This window comes from Brevundimonas sp. M20 (assembly GCF_006547065.1).
Classification (GTDB): domain Bacteria; phylum Pseudomonadota; class Alphaproteobacteria; order Caulobacterales; family Caulobacteraceae; genus Brevundimonas.
The window spans coordinates 1,509,953-1,530,504 of record NZ_CP041243.1 but is presented as its reverse complement, the minus strand read 5'-3'; the positions used below and the strand labels follow the sequence as shown (position 1 = coordinate 1,530,504).

General features: G+C 68.1%; 21 protein-coding genes. 6 read left to right on the top strand and 15 right to left on the bottom strand.

What is annotated here, in order from left to right:
- Positions 1-122 precede the first annotated feature (122 nt).
- The gene (locus tag FKQ52_RS07255; protein ID WP_141626564.1) at positions 123-1,313 is read left to right on the top strand and encodes an NAD(P)/FAD-dependent oxidoreductase; all 1,191 of its coding nucleotides are present in this window, start codon (positions 123-125) and stop codon (positions 1,311-1,313) included.
- On the opposite strand, the gene FKQ52_RS07250 is transcribed toward FKQ52_RS07255, so the two are convergent.
- Complete coding sequence (locus FKQ52_RS07250; RefSeq protein ID WP_141626563.1) at positions 1,310-2,086, bottom strand: IclR family transcriptional regulator; 777 nt, start codon at positions 2,084-2,086, stop codon at positions 1,310-1,312. The genes FKQ52_RS07255 and FKQ52_RS07250 overlap by 4 nt on opposite strands.
- 192 nt (positions 2,087-2,278) lie before the next feature.
- Between FKQ52_RS07250 and FKQ52_RS07245 the strand changes: the two genes are divergently transcribed.
- The 3 genes from FKQ52_RS07245 to FKQ52_RS07235 all read left to right on the top strand — a co-directional run bounded on the left by FKQ52_RS07245 (position 2,279) and on the right by FKQ52_RS07235 (position 6,040).
- Positions 2,279-2,953: a DUF305 domain-containing protein gene (locus FKQ52_RS07245; protein ID WP_141626562.1), complete on the top strand. Its 675-nt coding sequence runs from the start codon at positions 2,279-2,281 to the stop codon at positions 2,951-2,953.
- 25 nt (positions 2,954-2,978) lie between these two features.
- Positions 2,979-4,826 (top strand): LVIVD repeat-containing protein, encoded by a 1,848-nt coding sequence (locus FKQ52_RS07240; protein WP_141626561.1) that lies wholly within the window; start codon positions 2,979-2,981, stop codon positions 4,824-4,826.
- Between the two features lie 110 nt (positions 4,827-4,936).
- Positions 4,937-6,040 (top strand): DUF2855 family protein, encoded by a 1,104-nt coding sequence (locus tag FKQ52_RS07235; protein WP_141626560.1) that lies wholly within the window; start codon positions 4,937-4,939, stop codon positions 6,038-6,040.
- A 3-nt stretch (positions 6,041-6,043) separates the two neighbouring features.
- Here the strand turns inward: FKQ52_RS07235 and FKQ52_RS07230 are convergent, their stop codons facing one another.
- From FKQ52_RS07230 to FKQ52_RS07220, 3 genes are read right to left on the bottom strand one after another with little or no spacing between them, the layout of a single operon-like run.
- Complete coding sequence (locus tag FKQ52_RS07230; protein WP_205750886.1) at positions 6,044-6,796, bottom strand: DUF1295 domain-containing protein; 753 nt, start codon at positions 6,794-6,796, stop codon at positions 6,044-6,046.
- A 51-nt stretch (positions 6,797-6,847) separates the two neighbouring features.
- Positions 6,848-7,486, bottom strand: a complete 639-nt coding sequence (locus FKQ52_RS07225) for a ChrR family anti-sigma-E factor (RefSeq protein ID WP_141626558.1) — start codon at positions 7,484-7,486, stop codon at positions 6,848-6,850.
- Complete coding sequence (locus FKQ52_RS07220) at positions 7,483-8,088, bottom strand: sigma-70 family RNA polymerase sigma factor (RefSeq protein ID WP_141626557.1); 606 nt, start codon at positions 8,086-8,088, stop codon at positions 7,483-7,485. Before FKQ52_RS07220 ends, FKQ52_RS07225 begins: the two co-directional genes overlap by 4 nt.
- Before the next feature lie 110 nt (positions 8,089-8,198).
- On the opposite strand from FKQ52_RS07220, the gene FKQ52_RS07215 reads away from it, so the two are divergent.
- Positions 8,199-9,536, top strand: a complete 1,338-nt coding sequence (locus tag FKQ52_RS07215; RefSeq protein ID WP_141626556.1) for an NAD(P)/FAD-dependent oxidoreductase — start codon at positions 8,199-8,201, stop codon at positions 9,534-9,536.
- On the top strand, positions 9,533-10,306 hold the full coding sequence (locus tag FKQ52_RS07210; protein WP_141626555.1) for a DUF1365 domain-containing protein: 774 nt from the start codon (positions 9,533-9,535) through the stop codon (positions 10,304-10,306). Before FKQ52_RS07215 ends, FKQ52_RS07210 begins: the two co-directional genes overlap by 4 nt.
- Here FKQ52_RS07210 and gspM read toward each other — a convergent pair.
- The 11 genes from gspM to FKQ52_RS07155 are packed head-to-tail and all read right to left on the bottom strand — an operon-like array spanning position 10,271 to position 20,382.
- On the bottom strand, positions 10,271-10,768 hold the full coding sequence (gene gspM, locus FKQ52_RS07205) for a type II secretion system protein GspM (protein ID WP_141626554.1): 498 nt from the start codon (positions 10,766-10,768) through the stop codon (positions 10,271-10,273). The two genes, FKQ52_RS07210 and gspM, sit on opposite strands and share 36 nt — an antisense overlap.
- The gene (gene gspL, locus FKQ52_RS07200; RefSeq protein ID WP_141626553.1) at positions 10,765-11,868 is read right to left on the bottom strand and encodes a type II secretion system protein GspL; all 1,104 of its coding nucleotides are present in this window, start codon (positions 11,866-11,868) and stop codon (positions 10,765-10,767) included. The genes gspM and gspL overlap by 4 nt, the downstream gene beginning before the upstream one ends.
- Positions 11,865-12,848 carry a type II secretion system minor pseudopilin GspK gene (gene gspK / locus FKQ52_RS07195; protein ID WP_141626552.1) on the bottom strand — a complete coding sequence of 328 codons (984 nt, stop codon included), beginning with the start codon at positions 12,846-12,848 and terminating at the stop codon, positions 11,865-11,867. The genes gspL and gspK overlap by 4 nt, the downstream gene beginning before the upstream one ends.
- Positions 12,845-13,432: a type II secretion system minor pseudopilin GspJ gene (gspJ, locus tag FKQ52_RS07190; protein WP_141626551.1), complete on the bottom strand. Its 588-nt coding sequence runs from the start codon at positions 13,430-13,432 to the stop codon at positions 12,845-12,847. The genes gspK and gspJ overlap by 4 nt, the downstream gene beginning before the upstream one ends.
- Positions 13,429-13,785 (bottom strand): type II secretion system minor pseudopilin GspI, encoded by a 357-nt coding sequence (gene gspI / locus FKQ52_RS07185; RefSeq protein WP_141626550.1) that lies wholly within the window; start codon positions 13,783-13,785, stop codon positions 13,429-13,431. The genes gspJ and gspI overlap by 4 nt, the downstream gene beginning before the upstream one ends.
- Entirely contained in the window at positions 13,778-14,239 is a 462-nt protein-coding gene (locus tag FKQ52_RS07180) for a GspH/FimT family pseudopilin (RefSeq protein WP_141626549.1), read from the bottom strand. The genes gspI and FKQ52_RS07180 overlap by 8 nt, the downstream gene beginning before the upstream one ends.
- Positions 14,211-14,702, bottom strand: a complete 492-nt coding sequence (gene gspG / locus FKQ52_RS07175; protein WP_141626548.1) for a type II secretion system major pseudopilin GspG — start codon at positions 14,700-14,702, stop codon at positions 14,211-14,213. Before gspG ends, FKQ52_RS07180 begins: the two co-directional genes overlap by 29 nt.
- Before the next feature lie 14 nt (positions 14,703-14,716).
- Positions 14,717-15,931 carry a type II secretion system inner membrane protein GspF gene (gspF, locus tag FKQ52_RS07170; RefSeq protein WP_141626547.1) on the bottom strand — a complete coding sequence of 405 codons (1,215 nt, stop codon included), beginning with the start codon at positions 15,929-15,931 and terminating at the stop codon, positions 14,717-14,719.
- Positions 15,931-17,442, bottom strand: coding sequence for a type II secretion system ATPase GspE (gene gspE, locus FKQ52_RS07165; protein ID WP_141626546.1), 1,512 nt, complete (start codon positions 17,440-17,442; stop codon positions 15,931-15,933). Before gspE ends, gspF begins: the two co-directional genes overlap by 1 nt.
- Positions 17,443-17,446: 4 nt before the next feature.
- Positions 17,447-19,471 (bottom strand): type II secretion system secretin GspD, encoded by a 2,025-nt coding sequence (gspD, locus tag FKQ52_RS07160; protein WP_141628273.1) that lies wholly within the window; start codon positions 19,469-19,471, stop codon positions 17,447-17,449.
- Between the two features lie 44 nt (positions 19,472-19,515).
- Entirely contained in the window at positions 19,516-20,382 is an 867-nt protein-coding gene (locus FKQ52_RS07155) for a type II secretion system protein N (RefSeq protein WP_141626545.1), read from the bottom strand.
- Positions 20,383-20,552 lie beyond the last annotated feature (170 nt).

Below are 20,552 nucleotides of genomic sequence, written 5' to 3'. Positions count from 1 at the left end.
GGCTCCCGGCGCAGCAATTCCATCGACGATCTGAGGTCGCCGTTGACCGCACTGATGTCGTGGTTTTTGATCTATGTCAAACGCGTTGCATATTGTGCGTCGCACACAGGGATTGAAACGACATGGACGAACGCATCGTCATTCTGGGCGCCGGACACGCGGGCGGGTCCGCCGCCATCGCTTTGCGTGATCTTGGATTTTCCGGCGAAATCAGTCTGATCGGAGAAGAAACCGACGCACCTTATGAGCGCCCTACCCTGTCGAAGGCGTTCCTCTCAGGCGCGGACCCGGAGCCGGTCTGGTTGGCGAATGATGCGCGATGGCGCGATCTCAATGTGCAATTGACGCTCGGCGTCAGCGGAATCGCCATCGACCGGGAAAGCCGTTCCGTCACCCTATCGAACGGCTCATCAGCTCCCTATGACCGGCTCATCCTCGCGACCGGCGGGCGAGTGCGTCGTCTGGACACGCCGGACCATCCGCGCATCCACCATCTGCGCACCACAGACGACGCCCGCGCGTTGGCGAAGGCCGCGAAACCGGGCGCACGCGCCGTCATCGTCGGCGGTGGCGTCATCGGCCTGGAAACCGCGTCGACCCTGGTTGATCTGGGCCTGACGGCGATGGTTCTGGAGGCCGGGGATCGTTTGCTGGGCCGCAACATTCCGGGAGAAGCCGCCGGCTGGCTGGCGTCGGCTCACGCCAGAATCGGGGTGGATGTGCGTCTGGGCCGCTCGGTGCGCGCCATCGAGCACCGCGCGAACGACCTCAAGATTCAGCTGGACGGCGGCGAGACGCTGGAGGCCGACCTGATGGTGGTCGGCATCGGCATCATTCCCTGTGCGGAGCTGGCCGAGGCGTCGGGCCTGCCGACCGCGGGCGGCGTGCTGGTCGATTCGAGCTATCGCTCGCTCGGCGATGAACGGGTGTTCGCCATCGGCGATCTGGCGGCGCGCACCTGGGGCGACGAGCCGAACCCGCGACGGATGGAGACCTGGGCCCACGCCCAGACTTCGGCGCGCGCAGCGGCTCTGGCCATCCTCGGCCTGCCCGCCGAGCCCGAGCCGGCGCCGTGGTTCTGGACCGCCCAGTGTGGCCACATGCTGCAGATCGTCGGCGATCCGGGCGCGGGCGACACCGTCATCGCGCGCGGCGACGGCGTCCGGCTGTATGTGCGCGATGACGTGCTGGTCGGCGCCGTCTGTCTGGACCAACCCCGCGACTTCGGCACGGCGAAGCGGCTGATCGGCAAGGCGCTGGTCGCGGACCGGGCGAGCGATCCGGCGACCGATCTGCGCAAGGCGGCCGCCTAGACGACCGGGCGGCGACCGCCGATGGCGGCCGTGATCTCATCACAGACGGCGATCAGGCGCTCACGCACCTGATCGTCGCGGTCGGGCCGGAAAGCGTCGGTGGCGAGCACCGTCGCGGTCAGCGTGACCTCCGCCTGCAGGTCGAAGATCGGTACAGCTGTCGCGCGCAAGCCCGGGATCAGGGTGCCGCTGACGCCGGAATAGCCGTCGGCCCGCACCCGCTCGCGGATGGCCTCGACATCCACGGGGGTCAGCCCCCGGTCCTCGGCGGTCTCCCGTTCGATCATGTGCCGCGTATGGCTGTCGGGGCGGAACGCAAGGTACAGGTGCCCCGTCGCCGAACGCAAAAGCGGCAGGGGCGAGCCGACCATCAGCGAGGTCGAGATCGGCGGTGAGCCCATCACCCAGCGCACGACGATCGGACCGCTGGGCCCCAGCGACGCCATCTGCACCGTGCGACCGGTCTCGTGGACGAAGTCGGTGATGCGCTGGTTCGCCTCCTGAAAGGCGTCGATGCGGCTGAGCGCGCCGAGTCCCAGACGCAAGGCCGCCGGGCCGAGATCGTAACGCCCGCTGCCCGCGTCCTGACGCGCCATTCCGGCCGCGCACAGGCTGGCCAGATAGCGGTGCGCCTGCGACGGCGACAGATCAGAGGCGGCGGCGATGGTCCCGAGCGCCTGTGGTTCCTCATAGGAGGCCAGAGCATCGAGCACGCGCAGGCCGATGCCGACCGACTGGATGCCCGCGCGGCGCTTGGTCGTCTCGCTGGTCATGTCGGGCCTCCCGATGACACGCCGGGCGCCGGCGCTGATTCAACTCGCGGCAACCTAGCACCAGAGCATCGCGCGGGTGAAAGTCCGGAACGTTCGATCAGCCTTGCTTCCTTTTAATACTCGCGCGCTTGCGTCGATCCGAAAACGCCCCCTAGTCTGGACGCCTTCGATGTCGCGGCTGGGGAGTAGCGTTTGTCGTATCTGGCCGGACTGATTGCGACCGCGGCGCTTCTGGCGCCGCAGAGCGCCCCTCCGATCTTTCAGCCGGGGGCGCCCGGACAGCCGTCGCGCGTCATCACCGCCGATCAGGCCCTGGCTCTGGCCCGGACCAGCTACACCGCCGAAGACGTGCAGTTCATGCAGCATATGATCGTCCATCACGCCCAGGCGGTGGAGATGGTCGCGCTGCTGGAGACCCAGGGCGAAAACAGCCGGGTCAAGCTGCTGGGCCGCCGGATCGCCCTGTCGCAGGAGGCCGAGATGGAGCTGATGCGCAGTTGGCTGATCGCGCGCGATCAATCGACCGAAATGCAGACGGACCACTCCGGTCACGGGATGGGCCATGGAAGCATGGATCACTCGGCACACGCCGGTCACGCCATGGCGCCGTCCGAAACTCCCCTGATGCCGGGCATGCTGTCCCCCGCCCAGATGGCGCGGCTGGCGGCGGCGCGGGGCAACGCGTTCGACCGGCTGTTCCTGACCGGCATGATCCAGCACCACCAAGGGGCCATCGACATGGTCGCCGACCTGCTGGAACACCCCGACGCGGGTCGCGACACCCTGCTGTCGGACTTCACCAATTCCGTGGTGGCGGACCAGTCCACCGAAATCCTGCGCATGCAGTCCCTGCTTTCCGATCTCTGATCTCCTTTCACCTGAAAGACCGGCCATGACCATCCGCAAGACCCTGCTGTCCTCAGTCGCCGTTCTCGGCATGCTTCTGGGCGCCAGCGCCGCGGCCGCCCAGCAGTCCTCCGGCCCCGGCGACGCCCAGAGGATCACGGCCGACGCCCGCAGCGCCCTGTCGGCCGGCCTGAACGACGCCGGTATCGCGACATCGGGAATGGTGCTGGAGCACACGCTCGGCAAACCGGAGGGCTTCGTCGATCCCGAGATCGGCTTCTCGCCCCCGACCAGCCAGGCCGAAGGTCAGGCGCTGATGACCCGCGCGCGCGGCAATCCGAACTTCAGCGTTCTGGGCATGGCGAACACCGACATGGCCCTGTCGAACGGCAAGCTGTTCGTCGGCAACTTCAACGGCTTCAACGCCTATGACATCAGCAGCGGCGGCGCACCGCAACTGGTCATGTCCGTGGTCTGTCCAGGCGGTCAGGGCGACGTGTCCGTGCACGGCAACCTGCTGTTCATGTCGGTCGAGGAAGGCCGCGGCCAGCTGGACTGCAGCACCGCGACCTCCAGTGAAGAGGTCAATCCCACCCGCTTCCGCGGCGTTCGCATCTTCGACATCAGCAATCTGAACGCTCCGCGTCAGATCGCGGCGATCCAGACCTGCCGTGGCTCGCACACCCACACGCTGGTCCCGCATCCGACCGACTCCAACATCCTGTATGTCTACGGTCAGGGCACCTCGAGCGTCCGCAAGACCGACGAGCTGTCGATCTGCACGGACGGGCAGCCGGACTCGAACCCCGAGACCGCCCTGTTCTCCATCGACGTGATCAAGGTCGACCTGACGCACCCGCAGGACGCCGCCATCGTCAACCGTCCGCGCATCTTCGCCGACGCCACCACGGGCCGGGTCGCGGGCCTGTGGCGCGGGGGCCGGGCCGGGGTCGCCAGCCAGAATACCGCCCAGACCAACCAGTGCCACGACATCACCGTCTATCCGGCCATCGGACTGGCCGGCGGCGCGTGCAGCGGCAACGGCATCCTGCTGGACATCTCGGACCCCGAACATCCGGCGCGCGTGTCGGACATCTTCGATCCGGACATGGCCTACTGGCACTCGGCCACCTTCAACAACGCCGGCACCTCGGTCGTCTTCACCGATGAATGGGGCGGCGGCATCGGCGCGCGGTGCCGGGCCGAAGACCCGGCCACCTGGGGCGCCAACATGGTCGCCACGATCGAGAACCGCACCCTGACGGGCCGCAGCTTCCACAAGCTGCCTTCGGCCCAGGGCGCGACCGAGAACTGCGTGGCTCACAACGGCAACATCATCCCGGTCCCGGGCCGCGACCTGATGGTTCAGTCCTGGTATCAGGGCGGCGTGTCGGTCATGGACTTCTCGGACCCGACCAAGCCGACCGAAATCGCCTATTTCGACCGTGGCCCGATCAGCGCCGAGCGCCTGTACGTCGGCGGATCGTGGTCAGCCTACTGGTTGAACGGCCGGATCTACTCCAGCGAGATCGCGCGTGGTCTGGACGTCCTGCGTCTGGTTCCGAACGAGAACCTGTCGGCGGCCGAGATCGCGGCGGCCGAGGCCATCATGGCCGAGGAGATCAACCCGCAACTGCAGACCCGCATCAGCTGGTCGGACACCCCGGACGTGGCCCAGTCCTATCTGGATCAATTGGCCCGCGGGAACGCGCTGGAAGCTGATGTCGCGACCCAAGCCGGCGCGGTGGTGACCGGCTGGCGCGGCGGACGCGTGGACAAGCGCTCGGCCAGCCGTCTGGCCGCCACCCTGCGCGCGGCCGCCGAAAAGGCCCAGCCGGTTCAGCGCGGCCGTATGAACGCACTGGCCGACCTGTTCGGCCGCATCTCGGCCTGATGTCAGGATGGGGCGGTTCGCACCGGCGGCCGCCCCGATCCTTCTCCTGCGTCAACCGCCGTTCCTGTTAGTCTGACGCGAAACAGACCAGACAAACGGGACGAGCCGCCATGACCGATGCGAACCACCGCCTGATGACGCGCAAGGCGGATATCGGCGACACGCTGAACACGGCGATCCCGGATCAGGGCGAACTGGTCGAGGGCGAGGTCCTGCTGGCGCTGGACCGCTTCTCCCTGACCACCAACAACATCACCTACGCGGCCTATGGCGACGCCATCGGCTACTGGAAGGTCTTTCCGACAGGACGCGACGACTATGGCCTGATGCCCGTCTGGGGTTTCGCCGATGTCGCCGCCTCTCGCGCTGAGGGCGTCGAGGTCGGGGCGCGGGTCTTCGGGTACTTCCCGATGGCGGACACCCTGCTGGTCCAGGCCGAAAAGGTGTCGCGTGGCGGCTTCGCCGACGCCTCGCCGTGGCGCAAGGCGGTGCCGGACATCTACAATCGCTATGTCCTGTGCGCCGCCGACCGCCACTATGATCCGGCTCTGGAGAACAGCGAGGCGATCTTCCGCCCCCTGTTTGTGACCTCCTACACCGCCGTCGACTTCCTGCGGGACGCCCGCTTCTTCGGCGCGAAGCGGATCGTGGTGTCCAGCGCCTCATCCAAGACCGCCTACGGCGCCGCCTGGTGTCTGGAGCAGGACGACATCGAGGTGGTGGCCCTGACCGGAGCGCGGAACCGCGCCTTCGTTGAAAGCCTCGGCGCCTATGACGCCGTACACGAGTATGATGCGTTGGAGAGCCTGAGCGCCGATGTCCCGACCCTCTATCTCGATCTGGCGGGAGACCCGGCGTTGCGGCGGCGAGTGCATGCCCATTTCGGCCGACACCTGACCTATGACTGTCTGGTCGGCTCGACTCAGAGCGATGGCTTCACCCTCGACGATCCCGAACTGGTCGGACCCAAGCCGGTCTTCTTCTTCGCCGCCACCTGTCTGGATCAGCATCGCGAGCGCGGGACGCTACATGCGTTCTACGAGCGCTTCCTGGCGGATCAGAAGACCTTCTTCGCGCGCGTTATCGAGCCGACTTCGCCATGGATCAGCATTGTTGAGCATCAGGGTCTGGAGGCCGCCGCCAAGGTCGTGCGGGCGCTGGCCGACGGCGTGTCGGACCCGGCTGAAGGCGCTGTCGTGCGGATCAACCGCTGACCGTCAGTCCTTCTTCGGCGGACGCGGGAAGAAAATGCTGGTCCGGGCGGCATAGGCGGCGAAGGCCTCTGGCCGGGTCTTCTTCATGTGCGCCTCCAGTGGGGGCACACCGGAAACGCGGGTCAGCAGCCAGTAGATGTAGACCGGCCCGGTCAGGGCCAGCCAGCCCCATGGCCACTGGCCGCCGAAGCTGATCGCCATCACCGGCCAGGCGCACCAGCCCAGCCACTCGAAGAAATAGTTCGGGTGGCGGGACCACGCCCAAAGGCCGGTGTCGCAAATCTTGCCCCTGTTGGCGGGGTTGGCCTTGAAGACGGCCAACTGGCGGTCCGCTGCGGCCTCGCCCCACAGGGCGCCCAGCATGATGGCGACGCCCAGCAGGTCCATGACCGTCGGTCCCGGCGTCGGATTTCGCGCGGCGACGAGCAGGCTGACCACCAGAAACGCGCCCGCCCCCGCCTGCAGCATCAGGAAGCCGAACAACAGCGGCTGGGCCTTCTTGCCCCACTGGCGCTTCAGCCCCTCATAGCGTTCGTCCGGCGCCCCCTTAAGCGCCCGCTCGACCAGATGGCCGCCCAGACGCAGGCTCCACAGGGCGATCAGCCCCGCCACCGCGCCTTGTCGGAAATGAAGTTCACCGGCGCTGAGCGGCCACAGGGCGACCAGAAGGCCGGCCAGGCCAACCCCGAACGTCCAGACCGCATCGACCCACGCCCCCTGCCCCGTCCGCCACTGGACCAGCCAAGCGACGGACATCAACACCACAAGCAGAAGCGCCGACGCGCCCCAGAGCAAAATTTCCGGCATCTACAATCGTACAAAAGGCTGGATGAGACGACCGAACCAGCCGTCCAGGATGATCTGGCCGTCAAGGGCCGCTACGCAGAGGCAAGGCTCATCCGAGATCACACGCGGCTGATGGAGGGTTTCTCCATCAGCTTCCTCGAAGTCACCGGCGAAATAAGACTGATTCTCGGTCGCATACGCCCCTGAAATAACGCAGGTCAGTTCAACCCCGCCGTGCGTATGCTTCGGCGTAGCCTGACCAGGGGCGATCCGCAGCAGGATGACGCGCGTATCGCCGTCGCGTGGCGCGTGCACGTCCCGAACCTCGACGCCGCCACCCAACCTGCGCCAGTGCCCCAACGGATAGCGGCGCAGAGGCTCCGGCAGCTCCGGCATGTCGTTCAGCGGCGGCTCGGCCACCACCTCGCCGGTGTCGGAGCCGACCCGGGCGAGCGCCCGGCTCAGGGCGTCGGGCTGCATCGCTGTCGGCTCAAGGTCTTCCAGAATGGCGCCGCCGACGCCCTGCAACTGACGCACCCAGACGTCGGCGTCCGGCCGCATGGCCAGACAGGTGGAGACGACCACCGCCTCGGGCGGGCTGAGCGTGCCCGCGGCATAGGCCAGCAGGCGCTCTTCAGACGGAGACGGACGCGCGTTCATCGACCGCCCTCCTGTTCCAGCATGACGCGTAGTTTCAGCATGGCCTTTCGGATTCTGGATTTGACGGTCCCCAGCGGCAGACACAGCCGCTCGGCGATCGCGGAATGAGGTTCATCGAGGAAAAAGGACAGGTGCAGCACCTGCGCCTGTTCAGGGTTCAGGGACGCTATCGCCTGCCGGATACGCGCCGCATCCTGCCGCTCTTCCAGCAGGTCATCCGGGCGCTCGGGATCGAGCGGCGGCGGGGCCAGGTCGATAAGCGGAGCTCTCGCATCCTTTCGCAGGGCGTCCAGCCGGCGATTGCGCGCGATGGTGAAAATCCAGGTCGAGGCGCGCGCCATGCGCGGATCGAACAGGTCCGCCTTGCGCCAGACGGTCAGCATGGCTTCCTGCGCAAACTCTTCCGCCGCCGCCTCGGCCGCCCCGCCACGAATCAGCCAGGCTTTCAGGCGCGGAGCGAAATGCTGGAATAGCTGAGCGAAGGCGTCGCGGTCCCGCGTCTGCGCCACCGCCACAATCAACCGGTCAAAATCTTCCACGCCGTCAGCCACGCGCGCCGCGCGGACGGATTGAGGGCCGGAGATCGTCACGGAGCCGTGCATGCAACATCATACGTGTTGTGCCCTCGTCTGGATCACGCGTCATCCGGAATGCGTTGAACGACGTAACAAGGACACCGGGCCCACGGGCCGTCCTGCCTGAGACCACGTCCTTGACCCTCGTACATCCCGCTTCCAGCAACCGTCGCCTGCGCATCGCCGTGGTGGGGTCCGGCGTGTCGGCCCTGTCCTGCGCCTGGCTGCTGAAAAGCCGGCATGAAGTGACGCTTTATGAGCGCGAACCACGGCTGGGCGGTCATTCCAACACGGTCACGGCGCGGATGCCCGACGGCGAGGTCGCGGTCGATACCGGCTTCATCGTCTTCAACGGCGCGACCTATCCCAACCTCTGCGCCCTGCTGGATCATCTGAAGGTCGAGACCCGGGAGACGGATATGTCGTTCGCGGTCTCGCTGGATGACGGCGACTTCGAGTACGCCGCCCCCGCCCTGTTCGCCCAGCGCCGCAATGTTTTCCGTCCGCGCTTCTGGAAGATGCTGAGCGAACTGGTTCGCTTCTATCGCCGGGCGCCGGGCGACATCGCCGCCATGGCGGACCCGAACATCAGCCTGGGGGATTATCTGAAGTCGCAGAAGTTCGGCGCGGCGTTCCGTGACGATCACCTGCTGCCGATGGCCGCCGCCATCTGGTCGTCCCCCGCCCAGACCATCAACGACTATCCCGCCGAAGCCTTCGTCCGCTTCTGCAGCAACCACGGCCTGCTGCAATTCCTGAACCGCCCGATGTGGCGGACCATCATTGGCGGCAGCCGCGTCTATGTGGAGAAGCTGGCGCAGGCGCTGGGCGATTCTGTCCGTCTGAGCCGTGAAGTGACCTCGATCCGACGCGTCGCCGACGGCGTGGTCGTGCGGGATGCGCGCGGCGACGAGCAGACCTTCGACCATGTCGTCATCGGCGCCCATGCCGATCAGGCGCTGGCCATGTTGGCCGAGCCGACGCCGGAGGAGCAGCGCCTGCTGGGAGCCTTCCGCTACAGCCGCAACCTGACCATCCTGCATTCCGACCCGGAACTGATGCCGAAGCGTCGGCGCGCCTGGGCCAGCTGGAACTACATGGGTACGGATAACGGCCTGTGCGTCAGCTACTGGATGAACAAGCTGCAAGGTCTGCCCGGAACGGATCTGTTCGTGACCCTGAACCCGCCCCGCCCTCCCCGACCTGAAACCCTGCTTCGGACCGAGGTGTACGAACACCCGATCTTCGACAACGCCGCCGTCGCGGCCCAGAAAGAGCTGTGGAGCCTGCAGGGTCAGGGCGGCGTCTGGTTCTGCGGCGCCCATTTCGGCGCGGGCTTCCATGAGGACGGCCTGCAATCCGGGCTGGCGGTGGCCGAGCAACTGGGCGGTGTTCGCCGTCCGTGGGAGGTCGAGGACGAGAGCGGCCGCATCCATCTGGCGCCCGCGTCCGAACCGGAACGGCTGAGCGCATGATCGACGCCGGCAGCCTGTATCGCGGCGAGGTGATGCACCGGCGCGTTCGTCCGCGCGTGCATGCCTTCCGCTACAGGCTGTTCTGGATTCTGCTCGACATTGACCGTCTGGAGGAGGCCGCCGCGAAGACCCGGCTGTTCTCCATCGGACGGTTCAACCTGCTGTCCTTCCAGCCCCGGGACCATGGCGACGGCGCATCAGGCGAGCTGCGCGAGCAGGCGCTGGCGAGACTCGAAGCCGCCGGGATCACCGATGTGGACGGACCGATCCGTCTGCTGACCCTGCCGCGCGTGCTGGGCTTCGTCTTCAATCCGATCAGTGTCTATTACGCGCACCGGGCCGACGGCGGATTGGCCGGCGTCATCTACGAAGTCACAAGCACCTTCGGCGAGCGCCGGTCCTATGTTCTGGGCGCCGATGGCGGCGAGCTGTTCCGACACGGCTGCGAGAAGACACTGCACGTCTCGCCCTTCATGAAGATGGACATGGCCTACGCCTTCAAGGGCAAGACGCCGGGCGACCTCATGCACCTCACCATCGACGGCCACGATCCGGAGGGTCTGGTCATCGCCACGGCCATGCAGGGCGAGCAGCGGGCGCTGACCGACCGGGAAATCCTCAAGGCGACCCTGGCCCTGCCCTTCGAGACGCTGAAGGTCGTCGCGGCCATCCACTGGGAGGCGCTTCGGCTGTGGCTCAAGGGTGTGCCGCTGGCGCCGGACCCGAAAAAGACGTCAGCCGACAGTGGAACAACCGTTCCGGCCGAGTGAGCCGTCGATGTTGAGGGTGGCGTCGGTGTTCTCCATGACACCCAGAGCGCAGACCTTCACCCCGTGATCCGCCTCGAGGGACGCCAGCCAGGCGAAGGTCTCGCGACCGGGGGCCTGCGACATCTGGATGCCCAGCCCCCCGCCGGGGGCCATGGTGGTGACAACCGTCAGCCCCGCTGTCTCCGCCGTGCGACGCACCAAGGGCTCCAGACCTTCCGTATCGGCGGACGCAGGCGTCGACGACGGCGCGACCACGCGCAGGCCGGAACGGACCTCGGCCAGCACCGTCTCCGCTTCGGCCCGGCGATCCGCCGCCGCGACCCGCCAGGCCTGCACCGGTCGCACCACGACCAGCCAGATCAGCACGCCGGCGATCAGCAGCAACATCACCGCCAGCATCCGGCGCTCGCGCACGGTGCGGCCGTCCCACCAACCGTGGGCGCGGGAGAAAAGGGCGCTCATCGGGCGGCTCCGATCGTGATGTCGCTGACCACGCGTCCGGCGTTGTCCTCGGTTCCGGTCTCCGTGACCGTCAGTCCCGAAGCGCGCATGGCCGCGTCGATGGTCTGGATGTCGCTGTAGTCGGCATGGGTGACCGCCGCCTTCATCCCATCCTCGGGATCGACGACCAGCATGTCCAGTTCGGCGTCCGGCACGCCCTCCACGGCGGTGAACAAGGCGGCGGTCGCGGCCATGACGCCCCCGGGCGGCGGCGCGGCGCGAACCCGGCCACGCAGGGCGGCGACGGGGTCTGAGGTCCGGGCCAGTTCGGGATCGACGCGGGCGATCTCGGACAGCGCCTGATCGTCAGCGTGAGAAGCAGCCATGTCATCGCGCGCGGCGCCGGCGATCATCAGCACCAGCGGCGAAAGCACGACGGCGGCGGCCAGAGCGGCGGCCCGCCCCCAGCCCCGACGGCTTTCGGCAGCCTCCCGCTGGCGGGTGGGAGTCAGATCGACCAGCGGCGCCAATGCCGCCTGCACCAGGGCGCGCTCGATCAAGGCGGTGTCATCCACCGGCTCCACTGTGCGGCCGTGGGCGACCAGATCGACCAGATCCGACTGCACCGAGGCGGCGAACCGCCGCCCCCGCAGGGCGATGGCGTCGCCGAACGCCACGGCGGTCAGACTGTCGTCCAGCGGTTCGGTCAGGGTCAGAACATCCGGGACCAGCACATCCGCCCGCACGCCCAGTCCCGACAGATAGTCGGTCCACGCATCCAGCAGCGACAGGCTGACGACCGTGACCAGACGCGGCTCGCCCGACGCCGGAACCGGACCCAGCGCGACCGACAGGCGGTCCGGGGCGGCCGCCAGATCGTCCTTGAGCGCCCAAAGGGCCGCGGCCCGCTGCTGTGCGGCGCTGGCGGGTGGCAGGTCCACCCAACGGATCAGGACGTCCGCGCCGGGCGCGACAGCGACGGTGCGCATCGGCTCCGGCTGCTCGACGGCCTCCATCGACAGGACGCCCCGCTCAAGCACATAGCCGCCGGTTCCGATCACCAGATACGGCGCCGGGTCACCCGCCAGGGCGGGAATGAGGATCAGACGTGTGGGCTTCATTCTTCGGGTGTCCAACGCTGGATGACGGTGCGGACGGCGCCGTCGGGGCGGGCCTCCAGCAGGGCGGTGCGGACGGCGCGCGCGCCGCCATATTCCACGTCCACCCGGAGGCGGAAAAAGCGCGTCAGGACAACGGCCTGCGCACGGGTACCTTCGTCGGGCGTGAAGTTCGAAAGGGCCGGCTGGCTCCAGAAGGCCTCGCTGTTCGCCCAGCCGTCGCGCGGGCGACGGGCGATCACGGCTCGGGCCTGCTGCGGCGTGACCTGGCCCAGGGTCAGCATGGAGATCAGAGGGGCCTGATCAGCGCTGAGGGTGTTCACGTTCAACGGCGACAACTGGCTGGTCGGCAGGGCGCAGACGTAGGGCCGCAGGCGACGGTAGGCGTCCTCATCCACACCCTTCACGGCGCGCAGCTCACTGGTCTCGGCCATCATCACCCCTGCCGTGCGGTAGGGCGTGGACAAGCCCGCATAGGCTCCGTCCTCGGCGCCCAGCGGCAAGGCGACATTGTCAGCGTCCAGCCAGTCGGTCAGGGCGTCGGTGATCGCACGCATCCGGCTGTCAGGCACGCCGACCGCGCGGCCCAGCGCCCGGAACTGCGCCGCCCCTTCCGGCCGGGCGATCAGGTCCTCGCCCACGCCCAGCACCACGCTGTTCAGATTGAAGCAGGCCTGACCGTCGGAGACCGTGGCGCTGATCGCGCCGTTGTCGATGGGAAAGTCCAGACGACGACCGTTCCAATCGGGCTCAAGCGGCGTGCGGGTCGGATCCATCAGCATCAGCCGCCTGATGCGGTCGCGCGCCATCAGTTCAGCGCCTGAAGCCAGCCACTGGGCCTGTCCGCCCGTCTCGGCGTTGGTCGCACGGCGCACCGAAAAACGAACGTCGTCCAGCAGGGCCACGGCGACGACCGACATGACCGCAACCAGAAGCAGGACGGTCAGAAGGGCCATGCCCTCACGGTCGGGTCGGCGCTTCATCGGCCGCCCCCGACCAGAAACAGTTGCTCGACCGGACCGTACCCGTCGAGGGTCATGGTCAGGCGCACGGCGTCGGGCAGCGGCCTGTCCGTGGTCGAGGTGAAGGCCGGAGCCGCCTCCCCGTCCCGGATGAAGGCGACGGTCACATCGCGGACGCCGCGATAGAGCACCTGCGGCGGCCCCGGCCGCGCGCCGTCCAGCTGCTCCGCCACACGTCGCTCCAGCCGACCATCGACGAGGCTGTATTCGACCCGCTGCAATGACGGTCGTGCGCGGTCCCCCGGATTGCTCCAGCCCGCGCGGGTCAGGGTCAGCAGCGGATCGGTCGAACTCATCGGGCCGATCATCGCCTGCGGCGCGGGGCGTCCCGTCACACCCCTCGCCCGACGTCCTGTCGCCTGACCGATGTCCGCGCGCAGCAGGGCGCGCATCCTTTGCAGATCGCCGACGCGGTCGCTCTGCGCCTTGACGGCGAAGCGATTGTCCACGGTCACGGCCAGAACCGCCGCCCCCGCCGCCGCCAGCATGGCGAAGATCATCAGGGAGATCAGCACCTCCACAAGAGTGAATCCCGCGCGGTTCACGGGTTGCGCCTGCAGAACAGGGTGCGCTCGGCCGCCTGCCCTTCCTCATCGCGCACCCGGACGTCGATGCGCAGCAGGTCGGCGTCGGAGGTCGGCAGAACGGCGCGGGTCCAGACCCAGCGACGCCCGCCCAGATCGGACTGGCCAGACGTCTCACCCTCGCCCAGAGACGGTGCGACGGCGGCCTCGACCGCGACATTCTCGGCCACCATGCCGCCGAGGGTGCGGGTCTCAACGCGCTGGGCCGAACGGGTGCTTTCGCCTGACAGGTTCAGCAGGGCCATGGCGGCCAGACTGAATACCGCCAGCGCCACCAGCATCTCGACCAGGGTGAAACCGCCGCGTTCAGCCATCGACGCGCACCTCGCCGGCGCCGTCGACCGAGATCGTGCGGCTGCGGCCTTCACGAGCGAGGGTCACCGTCGCGGGATCGGCCACGCCTGACGGATCGAACACGACACGCACGGCAAGTCCGGACGGGGACACGGTCGCCCCGTCGCTCCAGACCTCCGCGCGGAACGGTCCGTCCGCCAGCGGCGACCACTGCAAGCCGTCAAATGTCGAGAAGGCATAACCAGCCGCGCCCGCTTCAACAGCGACCGGACGGTTGGTCAGGATGGCTTCTTCACGCGCGCGAACCAGCCGCGAGGCAAACCGCTCGGCCTCAGCCGCCACAGCCGGTTTGGGGTCCGGCAGGGTCAGCACCACGGCCCCCGCAGCCAGCCCGATGATCGCCACGACCATCAGCAGCTCCACCAGGGTGAAGCCCTGACGGCTCTTACCGCCAGTTGCCGATGTCGGCGTCATTGCCTTCGCCCCCTTCACGACCGTCGGCGCCGAACGACCAGACATCGAACGCTCCGCCGTGACGGCTTTCGCGGTTGAACTGGTAGTCCGCGCCCCACGGGTCTTTCGGCAGGCGACGGATGTAGCCGCCCTGACGATAGCGTTCGGGATTGGCCAGACCGGTCGGCGCTGTCACCAGCGCCTCAAGGCTGTCCGGGAAGGTCAGATTGTCGAGGCGATAGGTCTCGATGGCCTGCTCCAGTGTGGCGATGTCCGCACGCGCCTTGCCGACCATGGCCTTGTCCTGACTGGGCAGGACGTTGATCACGACGACCGTGGCCAGCAGGCCGATGATGACGATCACCACCATCAGCTCGACAAGGGTGAAACCGGCTCTCTTTTGGCCACTACCGCGTCGCGCGCGGCGCGACGCTACTTGAGCGCGAGGGCGGCGCTGTTCGATTTTCTTTTCAACTTCAGTCATTACAGCACTCATCTTCAGCCCATGGCCAAGGTGTTGATCTGCAGGATGGGCAGCAGGATCGACAGGACGATCACCGCCACGACGCCGCCCATGACCACGATGATCGCCGGCTCGAGCAGGCTCAGCATCACGGCGGTGAAGGTCGAGAACTCGCGCTCCAGATAGTCGGCGGCGCGTTCCATCATCGGCTCCAGCCGCCCGCTGCTTTCGCCCGAGGCGGTCATGTAGACGAGGATTGGCGGGAAGACGTCGGCCCGGCGCATGGCGGCGGACAGGCCTCCCCCTTCCCGCACCGCGTCCGCCATTGTCTCGGTCGCCTGCCGCAGGCGACGGTTCGAAACGGTGCGGGCGGTGATGGTCAGCCCCTCCAGCACCGGCAGGCCCGAGGTCAGCATTGTCGCCAGCGTCCGCGCCATCTTCGCCCCATGCAGGTCGCGGGTCAGGCGACCGATCAACGGCAACTTCAGCAGCAAGGTGTCGGCCCTCAGCCGGACCGCCGGATTGCGCAGGGCGACGACGCCCAGCACGCCCGCCAGCACCCCCAGCAGGATCATCAGCCAGCCCCAGTCACGCATCCCGTTGGAAACGCCGATCACCACCCGCGTCAGCAGGGGCAGGGTCTGGTTCATACTGTCGAACTGATCGACCACCTTGGGCACGACGAAGGCCATGAGGGCGGTGATGACACCCAACGCCACCACGGCCAGCACGGCGGGATAGACGAGCGCTGTGATCACCTTGCCCTGGACCTGCTGGTTGCGCTCGAGGCCATCGGCCAGACGTTCCAGAATGGGTTGCAGGGCGCCCGACGTCTCGCCGGCGGACACCATGGCCCTGTACAGCGGCGGGAAAGCCTGTCCCTGCGATCCCATGGCGTCCGACAGGCGGCGCCCCTCCAGCACGCCCGCATGCACGCCTTCCAGCACCCGGCGCACCGCGGGACGGTCAGCCTGCAGGGCGATGGTGCGAAGAGCCTCCTCCAGAGGACTGACAGAGACCAGCGTGGCCAGTTGACGGGTGGTCAGTGCAAGGGTGCGGGCGTCCAGCTTCGCGCCCTTCGCCGAGGGTGCAGCGGCACGGGCGGCTCCCGCACGGGCGGGCAGTATCTCAAGCGTCATCAGCCGCCGCCGGCCCAGCAGGGCCCGCGCGGCGATCTCGTCAGCAGCCGTCACGGCTCCGGACACCGTCCGCCCGCCGGCGTCCACCGCCACATAGTCGAAACTCGCCATCAGGCCGCGACCTCCACCGCGACGGGCTCATGCGCCTCGCTGGTTTCCTGACGCGTGACGCGCACGGCCTCCTCAACCGAGGTGACGCCGGACAGGACCAGATCACGCGCCCGCCGGGCCAGCGTGCCGGAGGTCTCGAACGCAGCGGCGGCGATGGCGTCCTCACCTGCTTCCGAGGCGATCAGGCGGCGCACGCGGTCATCGACACGGATGGTTTCGTACAGGCCGACGCGGCCGACGTAGCCGGTGTTCTGGCAGTGCGGGCAACCGTGGGGACGCCAGACGGTATCGCCCTTCTTCACCCCCGCCAGTTTCGCCGTCGCCTTGTCGGCAGGCTCAGGCGTGCGGCATTCCCCGCACAGACGGCGCACCAGCCGCTGGGCCACGATCAGACGCAGGGTGGAGGCCAGAAGGAAGGGCTCGATGCCCATGTCGCGCAGGCGGGTGATGGCCCCGACCGCGTCATTGGTATGCACGGTCGACAGCACCAGGTGGCCGGTCAGCGAGGCCTGAACGGCGATGCCCGCCGTTTCGACGTCGCGGATTTCGCCGACCATGACCACATCCGGGTCCTGACGCAGGATGGCGCGCAGCCCGGCGGCGAAGGTCATGCCGACCTTGGTGTTCACCTGCGTCTGGCCGATGCCGTCGATGGCGTATTCGACCGGGTCCTCGACCGTCAGGATATTCCGCGTGGCGTCATTCAGCAGGCTGAGACCGGCATACAGCGAGGTGGTCTTGCCCGAACCCGTCGGCCCGGTGACCAGAATGATGCCGTTCGGCTCCTTCAGCGCGATGCGGAAGACGTCCAGTGCATCGGGAGCCATGCCGAGCTGCTCCAGCGACAGACCGGCCTGATCCTTGTCGAGGATCCGCAGCACGACGCGCTCGCCCGCCCGCGACGGCAGGGTCGAAACCCGCACGTCCAGCGTCTTGCCGCCCAAAGTCAACGGGATACGGCCGTCCTGCGGCACCCGCTTCTCGGCGATATCCAGCCGCGCCATGACCTTGATGCGCGAGACCAGCAGCGGGATGATGCGCGGGCTCAGCGTCAGGGCCTCGCGCAGCACCCCGTCCACGCGCATCCGAACAATCAGGGCGCTCTCGAAGGGCTCGAGATGGATGTCCGAGGCTCCGGTGCGCACGGCCTCGGCGATGACGCCGTTGATCAGGCGGATGACCGGAGCGTCATCCGCTGTGTCCAGCAGGTCGGCGGCGGCCGGAATGTCGTCGATCAGACCGTCCAGCCCGCCGGGCATGGCCAGATCATCGCCGTCAGCGGCGTTCAGATGGTCGCCCGCATAGACTTCCGAAAGCTGTCGGTCGAAGGCCGCCTGCGACAGGGGCTCTATCCGTAGCGGACGGCCCAGCGCGCGGCGGGTCTCGATCAGGGCCGAGGGGTCCGCGCCCTCGCGCAGGCCGACGACCGCGATCTCGCCCGCGTCGAGCAGGATCACCCCGTGCCGCTTTGCGAAGCCGTAGGGCAGTGTCGGATTGACGAGGGTGATCACCGGATCACTCCTGCGGCGCGGTGACGGGCGGCAGGGGCGAGATCACCACCTCGCCCGGAACCAGCGTCGGCGCAGGCGCGACCGGCGGCTGGGTGCGCATGTAGTCGCGCAGCATCTCGTCCAGGCTCGGCTCGCGGGTCGGATCATTGGCCAGTTGCTGGTCGCGCATATATCCCCAGCGATCCGCGGCCAGCTGACGGGAATCCGCGCTCGAGCGCACGATGGTCGGGCGCAGGAAGACCATCAGATTGGTGCGGCCGCGCTGGTTGCTGGTCGAGCGGAACAGGGCGCCGATCACCGGCATGTCGCCCAGCCCCGGCACCTTGTCGACGGCCAGACGATCATTCTGGTCCAGCAAGCCGCCGGCCACGGCGATGTCGCCGTCATCGACGACCAGCGTCGTCTCCAGCTCGCGCTTGTTCAGCACCAGATCATTGCTCGACGCTGTCAGCACGCCGTTGATGCTCGACACTTCCTGACGCAGGTGCAGGGTGATGGAGCCGCCCGCGTTGATCTGGGGCCGGACCACCAGCTTTACCCCGACGTCCTGCCGCTGGGTGGTGCGGAAGGGGTTAGAGTTCCCGTCCAGGAGGGCCTCGCCGGTGGTGATCGGCACTTCCTGACCGACGAGGATCGTCGCCTCCTCGTTGTCGAGGGTCATCAACGACGGCGTCTGCAACAGGTTTGAGCCGTTGTCCGTCTTGGCGGCATTGATGATGAAACCGAACAGCCCGTTGCCGATGGTCCCGCCACCGCCGCCGACGAAGCCGTTGGCGCCCAGCAGGGAGTTGATGGCCAGATTCTGCAGTTGCTCGCGCAGCGGATCGTCTTCATCCAGTTGCGTCGCCGCGGCCCCGCCCGCGATGGGCAGAAGCGGCGTGGCGCTGTCGCTGTAGTTGGTCAGCCCGATAGGCGCGCCGTCCTCGCCGGCGAGAAGCCACTGGACGCCCAGTTCACGCACGGCGGTGTCGCTGAGTTCGACCACGATGGCCTCGATCAGCACCTGCTGGCGGCGCTGGTCCAGTTGCCGGATGACCTCCGCCAGCGTGCGCTGCGTCTCGGCCGAGGCCGAGATCACCAGCGCGTTGGCGCCGGGGAAACGGGCGATGGTGGCGCGCTGGCCGGGCGCGGCGGGCGCCACCGCAGCGGCGGTCGCGGGAGGCGCCGCACCTTCGGCGCCGGCGACCGGAGTGGCGTTGGCTTGCGCCGGAGAGATCGGCTGGCCGACGATCTGTTGCAACACGGGCAGAAGCTGCTCTGCGTTGGCGTGCTCAAGGAAGATCACCCTGATGTCGTCGGCGGAGCGGGCGCGACGATCCAGATCCTCGACCAGCGGGCGCACCCGGGCCACGGCGGCGGGATCGCCGCGCAGGACGACGGAGTTGGAGCTGTCGACCGGCGTAACCGAGACCATCCCCTGCCCCGGCTGTCCGCCCGGAGGGGTCAGAACGGATTGCAGGACGGCGGCGATCTCGCGCGCGGACGAGTTCTCCAGCGTGATCACGTCGAAACTGGCGCGATCCACATCGATGCGGGCGATCAGGGCCCGGATGCGGGTCAGGTTGTCGGCGAAGTCAGCGACCACGACACTGTTGCCGCCCGGATTGGCCAGCACCTGCCCCTGGGCGCCGACCAGCGGACGGATGGTCTCGGCAGCCGAAGCGGCGTCAATGTTGCGCAGCTGGAAGACCTCGGTCGTGAAGCGCTCTCCGCCCACCGTCGCCGGCCCTTGCGCGGCGCCCTGCGCCGGGCTGATGCGATAGGCGCCCGAGCCGGTCCGGGTCACCACCAGACCATTGGCTCGCAGGGTCGACAGGAAGACCTCGAACAGCTCTGCCCGCGACAGGGCGCGCTCACTGGTCACCGTCACCGTGCCGGTCACCGCCGGATCGACAATGAAGGTTCGGCCGGTCATCCGGGCCACATCCTGAATAAAGGCGCGGATGTCTGCGCCCTGCACGTTCAGGGTCTGGCGCTGGTTCGCCTGGGCCATAACCGGCGCGGCGGCCAGCGGTCCGTGGGCGATCATCAGTCCGGCCAGAACGGCGCAGACGGCATTGCGGCTGATGCGGGTCACCGGGCGGTCCTTATGGTGGTGGTGCGCGCCTGCCCGCCCCGCTCAAAGCGGATTTCGGCCGAAGGCGCGGTCGCGAGGTTGCGGCGCAGGTCGGCGATCCGCCCCGCGCTGTTCAGTTCGATGCCATTGACGGCGAGGATGACGTCCCCCGCCTGAAGCCCCGCCGCGCCCAGCGCGGGCGCTTCTCCCGAGGCGTTGACGGTGAAGCCGTTCACCGCCAGCCCGCGCATGCGCGGACGCAGCGAGGCCTGTGCCATCAACTGGGCCGGGTCCACCACGGCGGCTCCCGGCGCCGAGGTCGTCTGGGGCGTCGGCTGCGGGCTAGGCGGCGCGACGACCTGATCCCCGGCAGGGGGCGCAGGCGGAGCGGCGGCGCCGACGGGCGTTTCAGCGAAGATCAGACGGCTGAGCGCGCCATTGCGCGACAGGACCACATGGTCGGCGGCCACCGATTGCAGAACGAGGCCCGGTTCGACCTCCTCGCCCACGCCGACCGAAATCTGGCGGCCGTCCGCCAGTCCGATGATGGCCGAGCCGCCGCCCACGCCGTCGGCGCGAACGCCGAACAGCCGCATCTGGCTGCTGCCCGTGGCGGTGTCTTCAGCCATGCTCGACTGGCCGCCGGTGCGGAAGAAGGCGTCGAAGCGCTGGAAGATGGAGGTATCCGCGAGACGTGCAGCGGCGGGCGCATCCGCCGAGGCCGGAGCGGAAGGCTCCACGAACAGCCATACCATGCGGCCGGCCTGAACCAGCAGAACCGCGACCAGCACCCCCTCAACAAAGGGACGCAGCCGGACCGGGCGCGCCGCGACATCCTGCGCGAACGCGCGGGCGGACGAACTCCAGTTGCGAAGAACAGCCATCACGAGGGGACGCCCGACACGGGCCCCGACGGCCCGAAGCGGTCCTAGACCAATCGTCCGGGTTCGGGCTTCACCGCCAGATGAAGACCCGGCGAACCAAGCATGACAACTGCGCGGATCGCGGATCAATCGTCATGGATTTCACACAAAGAAAAAGGGCCGGCTCCTTT